Origin of the sequence: Stackebrandtia soli, from assembly GCF_965137155.1 — a bacterium.
Taxonomy (GTDB): Bacteria; Actinomycetota; Actinomycetes; order Mycobacteriales; family Micromonosporaceae; genus Stackebrandtia; species Stackebrandtia soli.
The window spans coordinates 1-14,156 of sequence record NZ_CBCRZX010000037.1; the positions used below are offsets into that span (position 1 = coordinate 1).

General features: G+C 68.2%; 12 protein-coding genes. 3 read left to right on the forward strand and 9 right to left on the reverse strand.

What is annotated here, in order from left to right; all coding sequences use genetic code 11:
* The 3 genes from ACM9NP_RS18200 to ACM9NP_RS18210 form a co-directional block, all read right to left on the reverse strand.
* Positions 1-2,052 (reverse strand): VIT domain-containing protein (locus tag ACM9NP_RS18200; protein WP_415647935.1); only part of this gene is annotated, 2,052 nt, incomplete at its 3' end.
* Positions 2,049-2,732: a MerR family transcriptional regulator gene (locus ACM9NP_RS18205; protein ID WP_415647936.1), complete on the reverse strand. Its 684-nt coding sequence runs from the start codon at positions 2,730-2,732 to the stop codon at positions 2,049-2,051. The genes ACM9NP_RS18200 and ACM9NP_RS18205, both read right to left, overlap by 4 nt.
* Positions 2,733-2,855: 123 nt before the next feature.
* The gene (locus tag ACM9NP_RS18210; RefSeq protein ID WP_415647937.1) at positions 2,856-3,350 is read right to left on the reverse strand and encodes a MarR family winged helix-turn-helix transcriptional regulator; all 495 of its coding nucleotides are present in this window, start codon (positions 3,348-3,350) and stop codon (positions 2,856-2,858) included.
* A gap of 119 nt (positions 3,351-3,469) precedes the next feature.
* On the opposite strand from ACM9NP_RS18210, the gene ACM9NP_RS18215 reads away from it, so the two are divergent.
* Positions 3,470-4,108, forward strand: a complete 639-nt coding sequence (locus ACM9NP_RS18215) for an FMN-dependent NADH-azoreductase (RefSeq protein ID WP_415647938.1) — start codon at positions 3,470-3,472, stop codon at positions 4,106-4,108.
* 61 nt (positions 4,109-4,169) lie between these two features.
* Here the strand turns inward: ACM9NP_RS18215 and ACM9NP_RS18220 are convergent, their stop codons facing one another.
* From ACM9NP_RS18220 to ACM9NP_RS18240, 5 genes are all read right to left on the reverse strand, one after another.
* The gene (locus ACM9NP_RS18220; protein WP_415647939.1) at positions 4,170-5,732 is read right to left on the reverse strand and encodes an N-acyl-D-amino-acid deacylase family protein; all 1,563 of its coding nucleotides are present in this window, start codon (positions 5,730-5,732) and stop codon (positions 4,170-4,172) included.
* Between the two features lie 5 nt (positions 5,733-5,737).
* Positions 5,738-6,349, reverse strand: coding sequence for a bifunctional 4-hydroxy-2-oxoglutarate aldolase/2-dehydro-3-deoxy-phosphogluconate aldolase (locus tag ACM9NP_RS18225; protein ID WP_415647940.1), 612 nt, complete (start codon positions 6,347-6,349; stop codon positions 5,738-5,740).
* A 278-nt stretch (positions 6,350-6,627) separates the two neighbouring features.
* Positions 6,628-7,968 (reverse strand): cytochrome P450, encoded by a 1,341-nt coding sequence (locus tag ACM9NP_RS18230; RefSeq protein ID WP_415647942.1) that lies wholly within the window; start codon positions 7,966-7,968, stop codon positions 6,628-6,630.
* Positions 7,969-8,076: 108 nt separating this feature from the next.
* Entirely contained in the window at positions 8,077-8,496 is a 420-nt protein-coding gene (locus ACM9NP_RS18235) for a CBS domain-containing protein (protein ID WP_415647943.1), read from the reverse strand.
* Between the two features lie 262 nt (positions 8,497-8,758).
* Complete coding sequence (locus ACM9NP_RS18240; RefSeq protein ID WP_415647944.1) at positions 8,759-9,331, reverse strand: hypothetical protein; 573 nt, start codon at positions 9,329-9,331, stop codon at positions 8,759-8,761.
* Between the two features lie 83 nt (positions 9,332-9,414).
* On the opposite strand from ACM9NP_RS18240, the gene ACM9NP_RS18245 reads away from it, so the two are divergent.
* Positions 9,415-10,170, forward strand: coding sequence for a TetR/AcrR family transcriptional regulator (locus ACM9NP_RS18245; RefSeq protein ID WP_415647945.1), 756 nt, complete (start codon positions 9,415-9,417; stop codon positions 10,168-10,170).
* 405 nt (positions 10,171-10,575) lie between these two features.
* Positions 10,576-11,271, forward strand: coding sequence for a cytidylate kinase family protein (locus ACM9NP_RS18250; RefSeq protein WP_415647978.1), 696 nt, complete (start codon positions 10,576-10,578; stop codon positions 11,269-11,271).
* A gap of 90 nt (positions 11,272-11,361) precedes the next feature.
* On the opposite strand, the gene hrpB is transcribed toward ACM9NP_RS18250, so the two are convergent.
* Complete coding sequence (gene hrpB / locus ACM9NP_RS18255) at positions 11,362-13,932, reverse strand: ATP-dependent helicase HrpB (RefSeq protein WP_415647946.1); 2,571 nt, start codon at positions 13,930-13,932, stop codon at positions 11,362-11,364.
* Positions 13,933-14,156: the final 224 nt, after the last annotated feature.

Sequence of the window (14,156 nt, forward strand, 5' to 3'; positions counted from 1 at the left end):
GGGCGGTGGCGGGGGGCCTCCGTACGTCGGAGCGGCCTCGGCTGACCCACGCGTCACCTCCGCCGACATCCAGTCCATGGTCGCGGGGGCAGCGGGAACGGGCGCTGCGGCGAGCCGCATTCCGCCCTGGGCTCCGTACGGGTTGGCTTGCACCGTCGGGGGTTGCCACCCGTCGGGCAGTTCGACCGGTTGAACCACCTTTCGTGGCGTGCCGCCTCCTTCGACGGTCTCCTCGTCGACGGCGACGAAGGCCGTGAACTTCGACATGACACCGGCCGACAGCGAAACGTCGACTATCTGCTTCTCGATATCGGACAGATCGCCGTGACCGGCCGACGCGTAGCGGTCCTCCAGGTCACGGAGCCGCGCGCGTGCCCATTGGGTCCGCACGGCGACCTCGCCCGTAGCGGCCACGCTGGGTACCTCGACCCGCCATGGCTTGCCCTCGGCGTCGATTCCGGCCAGAACCGCGGTCACCGTCTCGTCGGCGGCCCGCACGCGCCCGGAGACGACCAGCGGAACACCGGTGAATAGGTCCGGGATCGGTGACGGGGTCAACGAATCCGGCAGCAGCTCGGCACCGATGAGTTCGACCTGGCAGTTCGTCACGACCGGCGCGACGATCCTGCGGTGAATGTGCGCGCACGCCTCGTCGAGCCTGTCCTCCGACTCCACCAGTTCGCAGCGTCCCCGACCGGCCAGGGCGAGGCGGTGCAGGAAGCCCGCGTTGACGGCGCGGTCGATGCCGACGACATGCACCCGGACGCCGGCGATGCGGCCCGACAACTCGGCGAGGATCTGATCCTCGTTGCCGACCTGACCGTCGGTGACGAGGATCAGCACCCGATCGCGCTCGGTGTCGGCGGACGCGGAGAGCAGGTCGGCGGCCTCGGTCAACGGGGCCAGCATGACCGTGCCCCCGCGCGCCTCGGAGCGCGCCAGGTGCTCGACCGCGCGGTAGCGGTGGCGATCGGTCGCCGAGACCAGCCCGGGGCCGAGGTCGGGCGGGGAGGTCACGTCGTGGTCGAAACAGCGGACGGCGAACCGGTCGCTCGGTTGCAGGGTATCGACGATGCGGGCGGCGGCCCGACGGGCGGCCACGATCTTCCAGCCGCCCATGCTCCCGGAACGGTCCAGCAGCACGACCACGTCCTTCGGACGGGCGGAGACAGTGGACTGTGGAGGAAGTACCGTGAGCCGGAAGAACTCGCCGTCCTCGGCGCCGTCGGCGACCTCGAAGGTCGACGCGATCGCGTCCGGCTCGGCGAAGGCGAAGCGGAGTATGAAGTCACGGTTGACCCGTTCGCCCGGGTTGATCCGCAGGCGTGTGATCTCGTCGGTCGACTCCTCCTCGACGACGGCGTGCAGGCTCGACCGGACGTCGCGCAGGGTGAAACCGGCGGAGTCGAGATTGACGGCGATCGACAGGTCCACGGGGTTCGGGAAGCCCGGCAGAAGGACCGGCGGCCGGATCCGCGAGGCGTCGGGAACCGCGTCCGTGTCCGGCACGACGCCGTCTCCGACGGACTCTCCAGGGAGCGGTTTGCCCGGGATGAAGCGCGGCGCCACCACCAGCGGCAACCGCAATCCGGCCTCTCCGTCCTCATAGCTCAACGGGCCGACGGTCGTCAGCGTGACGACCGCTTCCTCGCCTGGAGCGATGTTGCCGACCCGCATCGTGAACACGTCGGACCGCTCGGCCTCCGCGATCGCGGCGCGCTGACCCGCCGCGATGGCCTGGTCGTAGACGGCGCGGGCCTCACCCCGCTCGCGAAGCTCAGCGGTGACGACACGTCCGGCCACGGTCATCGTCATGTCGGTCAGCGCCGCGCGCTCGGGCAACGGGAAGATGTACGTGGCCTCGATGGCCTCCGCGTGTGGATTGTGGAATCTCTGCCGCAGGGTCGTCTTCGCCGACAGGCCCGTGACGTCGACGGAGATGTCGAGCCCGCGCAGTGGGAGATTGCCCCGCTCGGTCGACAATGCTCCCAAGCCGCTCTCTCCCTGTGGCGGGTCGAGCGTCTCTGGCAAGGCGGAAATGCTCATGGTCATGAGCGGGCTCCTTCATCGGTGAGACCACGAGCTTCGGCGGCTCGCAGCAAGGGTTGTGCGGCGCGGCGTAGCGCCGCGACATCCGCATGAGTTGGTCGATGATCGGTCGGAAAGGTGATGGCGACCCCGAAACCGAGGTCGAGCATGAATCGCAGGTCGACGCCGGAGGAGGCGGTGGCCTCCGAAACGCCGTCGACACCGGGTTCGATAGTGGGTTCGGTTGCGGAGGCGGGCTCGTTCCGCGTCTCGACGTGGGGACTCGCGGCCGCCAGAGGCCGTGAACGCCAGAACGACGTGCGAGGTACGGCGTCGCCCGCGTCCTCGACCACAGCGGGCGGAGAGGTGTCGACCATGGCGACTGAGGGAACCTGCGCGATCTCGGCGAGTCGGGCGTCCGACGCCCCCGCGAGCTCGGCTTGGATCTCGGCCAACGGTGCGCCCGCCGCCTGTCTGCGCTTCACGGCGACGACCTGCCAAAGGTGGCGGCGCTCGTACAACGCGGTGCGCCCGCGGAAGGCGACGGGTTTGTCGAGCAGGCCGATCGTCGTATACCAGCGGATCGCGCGGACGTCGGGGACGTCGCGGACCCGCCCGCTCGCCTGGCCCTCATAGCCGTCGGCGAGCGCCAGGCCCACTCGTCTCGCCAGTTCGGCGATCGGCCAACGTTCGTCACGGTCCATGCGAGTGAATCTAACACTGTCAGATAACACTGTCAATAGGGGTGGCGACATTCAGGCTTCCACGAATGTGACAGTGTCACGCCTTGACACCCGGATGCCCGCGAAACGCGGAGTCGCCGGACTTCACATGCACGAACCCGGGGCCACCGTCTCGTCCCCGCTGAGACCCGCCAGGCTGTTCAGGACGAGCAGGAACACCTCGCGCTGCTCGTCGGTGAACCCCGACAGCTTGCAGGACTCGATCGAGTCTCGAATGCAGGCGATGCGCGCCACCAGCTCGCGGCCCGACTCCGTCAGTTCCGGGACCCGGACACGGCGGTCCTGCGGATCGATGGTTCGGATCAGGTGACCGTTGCGCTCCAAGCGATCGAGAATCGCCGTCAACGTGGTCTTGTCGAGGCCGACGTGGTTCCCGATCTCCAACTGCGTACGACGCTTGTCCTCACTGATCGCGCTGAGCACGATCCAGTCGCGCTGGTCCCCCAGGCCGTTGTCGCGGGCCACCGCGTCGAGTTCCTGACGCATGAGTTGCGCGGAACGATGCAACAACCACGTCACGTCGGCGGTGGGCGAGTGGGTGTTCGCGCAGGCGATCACGGTTTCGTCGAGGGCGGCCATGTCGCCAATGTTACGTCACATTCATCCGAACGAAACTGTTCTTACTTCGGATGATCTTTCTTCGGATCATCTGTTATCGTAACTTCCGAAGTCATCCCTAACTGAAAGGTGTCCGACTGATGTCCACGCTGCTGCACATCGACTCCAGCCTCAACGGCGAGCGTTCCCACTCCCGAGCGACCACCGCCGCGTTCGCCGAGCAGTGGCGCGCCTCGAATCCGACCGGGACGTACGTCTACCGCGACGTCGCCGCCGACCCCATCCCGCACTTCGACGTAGCCGGGCACACCGCGGCGAACACGACCGAAGCCGACCACACTCCGGAGCAGGCCGCCGCGTGGCGGATTACGAAACCGCTCATCGACGAGGTGTCGGCGGCCGACGTCATACTGCTCGGAGCCCCGATGTACAACTTCACGATCCCCACGACGTTGAAGGCGTGGCTGGACCGACTCGCCGTCCCCGCGTTCAGCCCGGACGCCGACGGCCGCAGCGCGTTGTCCGGCAAGCGTTTCATCGTGGCGACCTCGCGCGGAGGCTCCTACGCGCCGGGTACGCCCCGGGCCTCCAGCGACCACCAGGAACCGTTGCTGCGCACGCACTTGGGCTTCCTCGGGGTCGACGAGAACCTGAAGTTCATCCACACGGAGATGACGTTGTCACTGGTCGTCCCGGCATTGGCCGAGTTCAAGCACGTCTTCGAAGAGACGCGGAACGCCGCGCGGGCCACCGCCCGCGAGCTCGCCACCGTCTCCTAGAGCTTTTGGTACGCCGGGCAACGCCACCGCGAGTGCCCGGCGTCGCCGTGTCCGGAGTCGATCAGGTCGGTCGGCGCATCGCCCGTCCGGCCAACGCCTCGGTTCGTCGGCCCTCGTCGATGGCGACGGCCCCGTTGACGACCACGACGTCGATGCCGATCGGGGTCCGCCGCGGTTCCGCAAAGGTCGCGGTGTCGGCGACGATCGCCGGGTCGAACAGGACTAGATCGGCCGCGTATCCCACGTCCACGCGGCCGCGGTCCGTCAGGCCGAGGACGCGCGCCGGGCGCGACGTCATGCGCGCGACGCACTCCTCGACCGTGAACAGGCCGAGTTCGCGGGTATAGCGGCCGAGGTAGCGGGGAAAGGTGCCCCAGGCCCGGGGGTGCGGTCGATCGCCGTACAGCAACCCGTCGGTGCCGACCGTGTGCCGGTCGTGGCGCATGATCGCGCGGACGTTGTCCTCGTGGCCGACGTGCATGAGACAAGTCGGGGCGAAGTCCTCCGCCAGAAGTAGATCAAGGTAGAAGTCCGACGGTCGGCCACCCCCGGCGGCGTCGGCGACGCTCCGACCGACGAGGTGCCGGTGCCGGTCGAGAGTGACGCCGCTTATCTCGATGCGGTCCCATTCGACGGGAACACCATGGCACCCATCGGTTCCCGTGACATCGAGTTCGAATCGGACGCGCTCACGCTGAACCGGGTCGACGAGCCGGGACGCGCAGGCGGCCGGTCCACCGCTCATCGACCAGCTCGGTAGAAGCGCCGCGAGCGACGTCGCGCCGGGAAGGTACGGGTAGCTGTCGAGGCTGATGTCGAGATCGGTCGCGGCGTCGACGAGGTCGAGCAGTTCTCCGCCTCTGCCGCTGTTGACGGCGAAGTTCATGGTGGCGTGCGCGAGGTGCAGTCGACAACCGGAGATCCGGGCGATGTCGATCATCTCGCGATAGGCGTCGAGGGCGCCCGCGCCGTAGCTGCGCTGATGCGGACAGAAATATCCATTGTGATCGGCGACGACGCGGCAGAGCGCGATCAGTTCGTCGGCGGCGGCGTACATTCCGGGCGGGTAGGTGAGTCCAGCGGACAGCCCCACCGCCCCGGCGGCGAGACCCTCGGCGACGAGCGCGCACATCGCGTCCCGTTCCGTCGCGGTCGCCGCACGATCGGCCCACCCCATGACGGCCATCCGAACGGCACCGTGCGGAACGAGGTACGCGGCGTTGACCGGGCGACCCTCGTCGAGGACCGCGAGGTAGTCGGCGACGGTGCGCCACGGCGGAGCGGCGGGCCCGTTCCACGCGCTCAGTCGATCATGGAGGGAGGACGCCCAGTCATCCGTCGCGGGCACGTACCCGAGGCCGTCCTGGCCGAGAACTTCCAGAGTGCAGCCCTGAGCGAGTTTGACGCTGTGGTCGTCGTCGGTGGCGACGGCCCAATCGGAGTGCGAGTGCATGTCGATGAAGCCAGGTGCGAGCGTCCGACCACGACCGTCGATGATCCGGAGCCCGGCCAGACCAGCGCCGATCGCGACGATGCGACCACCTTCGACCCCGACGTCCGAGCGATAGCGGGCGGCGCCGCTGCCGTCGGCGACATCGACGTCACGGAATACGAGGTCGTGCACCTCGGTCAGGTCTCTCTGTCGACGACGAGCCGCGCGAGCGCGTCGACCTGGGTCGGGTCGGCGAGCGCCGAGCCGAGCGCGACGACGCGCGCTCCGGCGTCGAGATAGGACTGTGCGTCGTGGACGGTGACGCCTCCCGTGGCGACGAGCGCGATGTTCGGGAACGGCCCTCGAATGGCGGAGAACCACGTGGCGCCGAGTGTGGTGGCGGGGAAGGCCTTCAGCCAGCGGCAACCCCGTCCGACCGCGCGCTGGACTTCCGTGGGAGTGGCGACCCCGGGCAGGTGGGGTAGGCCCGCGGCGAGGCTCGCCGCGAATACCTCGGCGTCGAAGCCGGGTGCCACGGTGTACGCGGCGCCCGCCTCGCTCGCGCGTCGGACGTGTTCGACGGACACGACGGTGCCCGCTCCGACGTCGAGGCCGCGAGGCTTGGCCGCCTCGATGGTCGCGACGAGCGCCTCGACCTGTTCGGGCTCCCCGATCGGCACCTCGACGGACCGGATGCCGATCTCCCACGCTCGTTCGGCGAGTTCGACGGTCGCGCGCGGCGATCGACCCCGAATGATGACCATGAGGCGCTGTCCGGCGAACAGGGCGTCGAAGTCGGTGGCGGTCACGGTCGACCCCATTTCTGGAAAGCTTCTTTACGACTGGTTCGTAGTGTAGAACGCGGACCTGGGTGGCGAGCCTCGGCACCGAGCGCCTCCGTCAACCCCGGGACGCACTTCGCACCGATCCGGATCAGGCAGCACCCCCCACGGCGATCGCCTCCCGAATTCGAGTCCGGGACCGACCCGTGCGATGGTCGACTCCCCTGAGGAATCGCAGGGCGCGATGCCACGTGGATCCGCCTCCTCAGGCGGCGTCCTGACAGATGGCCCCGCCCCGGACGACATCACCCGTCACTCGCGAGCGCGAAACGCATCGTGAACGGATCGAGCGTCGCTGGGATCAGCGCACCGGGTCGCAGCGGTCCATCCGAATCCAATCGGTAATCGTTCCGGCGCAACAGTTCGGCCAGCACGGCACTCGCGACGAACAGCACCAGCTCCCGCCCCGGGCAGGCCGCCGGCCCCGCACTGAACGGCACGACACCGGGCTCGTCCGCCTCGGCGGTCAGCCACGCCTCGGGCTCGAAACCGTCGGCGTGCGGCAGGCTCCGCTCGTCGCGGTGGAAGTACGGGGTGAACACGACGAAGGACGCACCCGACGGCACCGAAACGCCGCCCCACAGTGTCGATGCCGTGGTGTCCCGCAGGATCATCGGCGTCGTCGGCCACAACCGCAGGGATTCCAGGACACTGGCGGCGAGGTAAGGATGCTCGTTCGTCCCCAAGCCCTCCCGGTCGAGACGCGCTCGCGCGACCTGGAACCGGTCAGGGTGCGTCGCGAGGAGACCGAGGGCTCGGAATGCAGCCATGGCCGCGGCGTCGAAGGCGAAGAGCCAATGTGGAACCTGATGGCTCGGGCAGGTGCGGGTCGGCGTGGTTGTGGACGCGATCAACTCGGCGAGACTGTCCGGTTCCGCGCGCTCGAGATGGGAGCGCAGACGCTCGGCGAAACGTTGCCTGGTCAATGTTCGTCGACGTCCCAGGTACGCCCAGTTTCCGCTGCGGCGCAATGACTCGAGGAGGGTGATCAGGGTTTCGTCCTCGCGTGCGGAGTCCCCGAGGACGATGCGTCGAACAAGCCGCCACCACGCTCGCTCGAATGTGGGCCAGTCGAGAACCGCCCCACGCGCGACGTCGACTGCCAGCGACGCGTACTCCTCCTTCGCTCGTACCACGATCGGCGCGGCGAGGCGATGCACCGGCATTCCGGTGTCCAGAACGGATTCGGTGAACTGCCGACGGCGGCGGCGCTCCTCGCCGTGCGAGATCAGCACGCCGTGCGGCTGGAAGGTCGACAGCGCGGCGCGTTTCTCGCGGCTTGCGGGCGTGAACGGCTCCGGCGACTCGACGAGCAGGCGTTGGACGTCATCGGCGTTCAACACCAACGCGACGGTCCTGCCCGGTATCCGCAACCGCACGGGTGATGGGCCGTAGCGTTCGGCGAGCTGCCGCATGGCGGTGATCGAACGACGGTCCCACTGGTACCGCTGCGCGATGCGCATGACCCAGTGACGACGTTTCACCGCGCCACACAGGATGGTCGGGAGCGCGATCATCGTGGTCGCGCGTACCGTGTCGGCGACCGTCGCCGTGGTCATCGCCCGTCGACCCGCCGTCGTCGTCATCGAACCCACCCCCAGTGACGCGGTTGGGCACCCCGTCCCCGGTCACGCTAACCGACGTGATCCCGGGGCCGGGCGTTTTGACGACGGTGCTCCGATCGGGCGAAGCGATCAGTTGTTCGGCGGCTCGTGGCTGATCTCGGCCAGCGCCGATCCCGGGTCCTTGTCCATCGCCAAGTCCCCCAGCGATACGACACCGATCGGCCGACCATCCCCGTCGCACACGGGGACCCGCCTGATGCCGCGTTCACGCATCATCGTGACCACCATGTCGGAGTCGTCGCTCATCGACACGTGGACAGGAGTCGCGGTCGCGAGTTCCTCCAGGCGCATCGCGTCCGTCCCATCATCGGATGCCACGCCGCGGACGACGATGTCGCGATCCGTCACGATCCCGATCAACCGGTCGTCGTCGACGACGAGCACATCCCCGATGTGTCGATCCCGCATGACCTGAGCCGCGTCGGTGACCGACGCCGACGCTGGGAAACAGGCCGGATTCTCGGTCATCACGTCAGCAACAGTACTCATGGCTTCGCCCCTTTCGATTGGTTGTCAGGGGGAGGGTTACCCGGACGAACGAGCCCTCACACACCGTTCGGCCCAGGACGCGTGGACGGAACGTCGTCAGGCCTATCGAACCCGCTGGCATAGCCGGCGCGACCACGTGCTCGCCTCGAGCGCGACTCCGCGCAAGCGCTCCGACGTCGTCGGGGCTCAGGCTCGCCGCCTGCGGCCGACTCGGTTACCTCGCCTAAACCGACCGGGAGGCCTCTACTGCGGCCGACTGTCGTCAGACACGAGACGCGAGACGTTGTCGAACGACGCCGAAGCCACCGCTCACCGCCTCGATGATCGCGACGATGCCGAAGACCGTCCCCATCAGGTGCAGCCAGTTGGTGCGTTCGATCATCGCGATCGGGTCGCTGCGATCGACGACCGGGCGTTCGAACCACCACGGGTCCCCGGCGACGGCGCTCAAACCGACGAAGGCGATGAACGCGGAAACGTACGTCAGCTCTCGAACGGCGATCCCGCGCCAGCCGAGCATCGGGTCGCCGTCCCACAGTCGCATCAGATACCGACCGACCCCGATCGGCGTCGCGAAGTACGCCACCAGGGACAGCTGGATGAGCTCCGGACCGCGAATCGCGACATCCACGAAGGCAAGGATCACTGCGACGACGCCCAGTGCCACGACGGCGCACATGAGCCCTTCGCTCATTCGCCGCCGCTTTCCCCAGTATCGGGTCGCGATGACCGCGACGACCAAACACCAGTACCCGATGGTGAGGGCATACAAGTGCGGCGCACGCAGCACCATCGCCAGCATGTAGTCGATCAGCTCCGACGCGTCGACGCTCACTGAACCGCCTCCTCTAGTACGCTGTACCAAAGCACCACGCTAGCACACCGTACCGGTACGCCGTACTAGATAGGAGCGTCGACATGAGCGACGACCGCCGGGAGCACATACTGCGGGTCGCCACCACCATCGCCACCGAGGAGGGCATGGCCGCCCTCAGCGTTCGCACCGTCGCCACCCGCGCGGGCATGGGCGCCAGCACGCTTCGGCACTACTTCCCGTCCCAGCGCGACCTGTACGACGCTGTCGCCGCTCGGCTCTTCCACGCCCAGCTGAGTGATCTGCGCATCGCCGACGCGTCCATCCCCGCCACCGATCGCCTCGTCGAATGCCTCGGCCAATTCCTCCCACAGGACGACACCCGAACGAAGGAACTCGAAGGGTGGCTCACCTTGCACGCCTCCGCCGTCGGCGCCGGACCGGGCGAGCAGGGATCCCGACTGCTGGCGACCCTCGCGCGGCAGGGACGCGACCGGGTCGAATCGTGGTTGGCCATATTGGACGAACAGGGGATGCTGAGACAGACCGCGCCCCGGCATCACACCGCGACCTTGCTCGCGCTGCTCGACGGGCTGTGTCTTAGTCTCCTGACTCCGCAGTCGACTGTCACGGCCGAGGCGGCCCACGAAATCCTGCGAACCGTCGTCGTCCAGGTCATCGTCGCCCCCGCCACCAAGGAATCCACAGTGGCGTTATTGTCGACTCAAGGTGGGCCGCGCGATCCGCCGACCTGCCGGGGGCCGCTTCTACGACCCGGACCGACCGGGAGGCGGACGACCGGCGAAGTCGCCGCGGGCGGGTTGGCCGACCAAGCGCCTCGGTGGGTTGTCCGGTCGTGATGCCCGTGCACTTCGCAGCGTCCGACCATTTCATTCGGACCGTCGCGCCGGATGTTCCAATTCGGACGCACCGAATGCCCCTGACCACGTCACAGCTGTCACCACCGTGGGAGTCCCGATCCGATACCTGACGGCCGCTTCGACGTGATGATCGTGGCCGTCCGCGTCCCGCGACGATCCTCAGCAGATCCGACCGCGAAGCACGAACCGATCGGTGCCGGTCGCCGTCGACCAAGGACTGCCGTCCAGTCCATGCACTGGCTGACCTGCCGTCCACACGCTCGCCTCATCGTGTTCGCGCGCATCGTCGGCACCGCGGCGCAAAGGGAGCGTCGCAGCGAAACCGCTCGAATACATCCACGTAGGGTGGGCCGACGCGACAACACGCAGAGACGGGTGGCGGGCATGGACAACGGAACACGTGACGAACTCATCGGCAGTCTCGTCGAAGCGATCGAATCCGTCGCGATCCCGCACCCGACACGGGTCGCCATCGACGGACCACCCGCGGCGGGAAAGACCACCCTGGCCGGAGAGCTGGCCGTCGTCCTACGTGCACGGGGCCGCGACGTCATCCAAGCCTCGATCGACGAATTCCTGTTCCCTCGGGCACGACGTTATCGGCGGGGCGAGTACTCGGCGGACGCCTGCTATCACGACGCCTTCGACTTCGACGCGCTGCACCAAGTCCTGCTCGATCCGCTGGGGCCCGGCGGAAACCGAAGGTTCCAGCGGGCGGTCTACGACCAGAGCACGGACACCTCACTGGCCCGGCAGCTCACGACGGCGTCTCCCGACACAGTGTTGCTCTTCGACGGCGTCTTCCTGATGCGCCCGGAGTTGCTCGACCGGTGGGACTTGCGCATCTTCGTATCCGTCGCGTTCGAGGAGACATTGGAGCGCGCCCGAATCCGAGACCTGACGAAGAACGGATCCATCGCCGAGGTCGAGCGACGCTTCCGATACCGGTACATCCCCTCCCAACAGCACTACAACGCCACGATCCGCCCGACCGACCACGCCGACATCATCGTGCACAACAACGAACCCCGGCAACCCAGCTGGGAAACCCGACCACGCCGGTCGACTACACAGGAGTGACGGCGATGCGTCGGGCTCGGGGCGACTCCCCTCGTCGACGAGGCAGCACGCCGACAATTGCCCACAGTGGATAATTTGGTTTACATCGGACTATCGCTGTCGGTCCGTGGACTTTCGAGGATGCGAGACCCGACGAGTCGCCGTCGCCGTGGTCGGATCCTCCGGCCACGGATGGCGCGGGTACCGGCCACGCAACTGCGCCCTGACCTGGCGATAGCCCTCACCCCAGAACGACTCGAGATCGGCCGTGATCGCGGCGGGCCGCCCCGCCGGAGACAGCAGATGCACGACGACGGGCACCCGGCCCGCGCCGACGCGCGGAGTCGACGTCATCCCGAAGAACTCCTGAAGCTTCCCCGCGAGCACCGGCGCCGACGGATCACCATAATCCACCCGCAAACGCGAACCGCTCGGCACGCGCAACCGTTCGGGCGCGACCTCATCCAGCTCCGCGGCCTGCCGCCACGACAACAAACGGCGCAGCGCGCCCGTCACGTCGATCCGGGCGAGATCGGCACGCCGAGACGCCCGCTCCAGATCCGGGCCGAGCCATCGCGACACCTCCGACACGAGCCGCGCGTCCCCGACATCGGGCCAATCGTCCCCGAAAGCATGATGGCAGAACGCGAGCCGCTTCCGAAGCGCCCGCGCGGCGTCCGTCCAGTTCAGGAGCGTCAGCCCTTCGGAACGCAGACCCTCGTGGAGCGCGGCCGCCCGCTCCGTCCGAGATGGACGTTCATCCGTGCGCTGCCACAACACGATCGCGCCCAGCCTGCGGCGCCGAAGCACCGCCACATCCCCGTCGATCCACCCCGCCTCACGCTCGTTAACGACCAAGGGCTCGGCCGTGACCACCGCGACGTCCTCGGACACGGCAGCGGCCAGGCGAACCCGCGCCTCCGGCGTCCCCGGTGGACGGTGGGCATCGGCGACCACGATCCACGGTTCGCCCGAGAGCACCGAACCGTCCACAATGCGGACTGCGGTGCCGGCAGCCGTCAAGTACACCGACGAGTCCTCGGATCGAACGCGAGCGATCCGTTCCGGATACGCCAACGCCACAACGCTTCCCGTTGCCACGGACCGCCCCGCCCGCGATCCGTCGCCACCGGGCGAAATGGATCGGCGCCGGTCGGAGCCCTCACGTGGCACGGCTCGCGTTAGACGGCGCACCTCCTGCTTCCAGCGCCCCGCCGCAGGGTCGTCACCCCGCCTCAACCGCCGCAGGCACTCCTCCAGGTCATCACTCGACGGACGCCCGTCCAACGCCAGGACGGCCACGATCTCCGCCGCGACTTGCGCCCCCACCAGGTCCGCTCCGTCGAGCAACGCCCGCGCGAGTCGCGGATGGACTCCGACCCTGGACAAGCGCTCGCCACGCGACGTCACCTTGCCGTCGACATCGATCGCGCCGAGTGCCCCCAAGGTCTGGCGCGCGACCGTGACGGCCGCGATCGGCGGCGCGTCCGGCAACGGCAGACCGGCGCCCGCGACCGATCCCCACCTCGCCAGCTGCAGGACGGCGTCGGACAAGTCCGCCACCAGGATTTCGGGGCTCGGCTGGGCTGGTCGGCGCTCGTGATCGAACGCCGACCAGCATCGGTACGCGACGCCCGGCGCCTCACGGCCGGCACGACCCGACCTCTGGGTCGCTCCGGCGCGGGACACCGGCACCGTCACCAAGGAACCGAGCCCTCGAGCGTGATCCATGCGCGGCTCACGCGACAACCCCGCATCCACGACCACCCGTACACCGGGGACGGTGAGACTGCTCTCCGCGACAGCCGTCGCCAAGACGACGCGACGTTCCGGCAGCGCCTTCAACGCGCTGTCCTGATCGCGCGCAGATTGTCCACCATGGAGTCTCATGATTCGGGCGTCGACGTCGACGAGGAGCCCCGCGACCCGCTCGATCTCACCCACACCAGGGAGGAAGACCAACACGTCGCCGTCATGCTCCACGAGCGCACGACGAACGACGGAGGCGACGTGCCGCAGCAGCGCTGGATCGACACGAGCGCCCAGACTCGGCGAGACGGCACTCGACGGCGGACTCCACCGAATGTCCACATCGAACGGAGATGACGGGGCCGTGATGACGGGAGCGGGGCCACCCAGCAACGCAGCAATCCGATCGGCCTCGGCCGTCGCGGAGGCCGCGACGACGACGAGGTCATCGCGCAGATTCGTTCGCACATCCGACAAGAACGCCACCGCGAGATCGGTGTCGACATGCCGCTCATGACACTCGTCGACGATCACGACGTCCACACCCGACAGTTCGGGATCCTGCTGCAGTCGACGAACGAGCAGGCCAGTCGTCACGACCTCGATCCGCGTCGCGGCCGACACGACACGCTCTCCCCGAACCGAATATCCAATGAGGTCACCGAGGGCCGTGTTCGTCAGCGTCGCCATCCGTTGAGCGGCCGCCCGAGCCGCGACCCGGCGGGGCTCGGCGACGACCACTCGACCGGTCACCTGGTCGGCGAGCGCCAACGGCGCGAGAGTCGTCTTACCCGAGCCCGGCGGCGCGACCAGGACTGCAGTGCCCGTCGCCGTGACGGCGTCCACGAGAGAGCCCAACACTTCGCGAATGGGAAGATCTGAGGCGGGACTGTCCGCGACGGCGGGAAGCATGCCGCCAGTCTGCCCCGTCATACCGCCATCGGAGAACCGGGGTGAACCAGGTCGCGAGGTGGCGTCACCGCCCGGCCTCCGGAAACCTACCCATCCAGAACAACTCGCTTCGGGCAAGGCGACGTCCACCCCGCAGCGCTCACCATGGCCATGGCTGCGACATGAGGACCACTCCCCCACCAGCATCACGTCACGTCCGGCCCCACCTGCCACCGCGACAACAGCCTCGGGTACATTAGTAATGC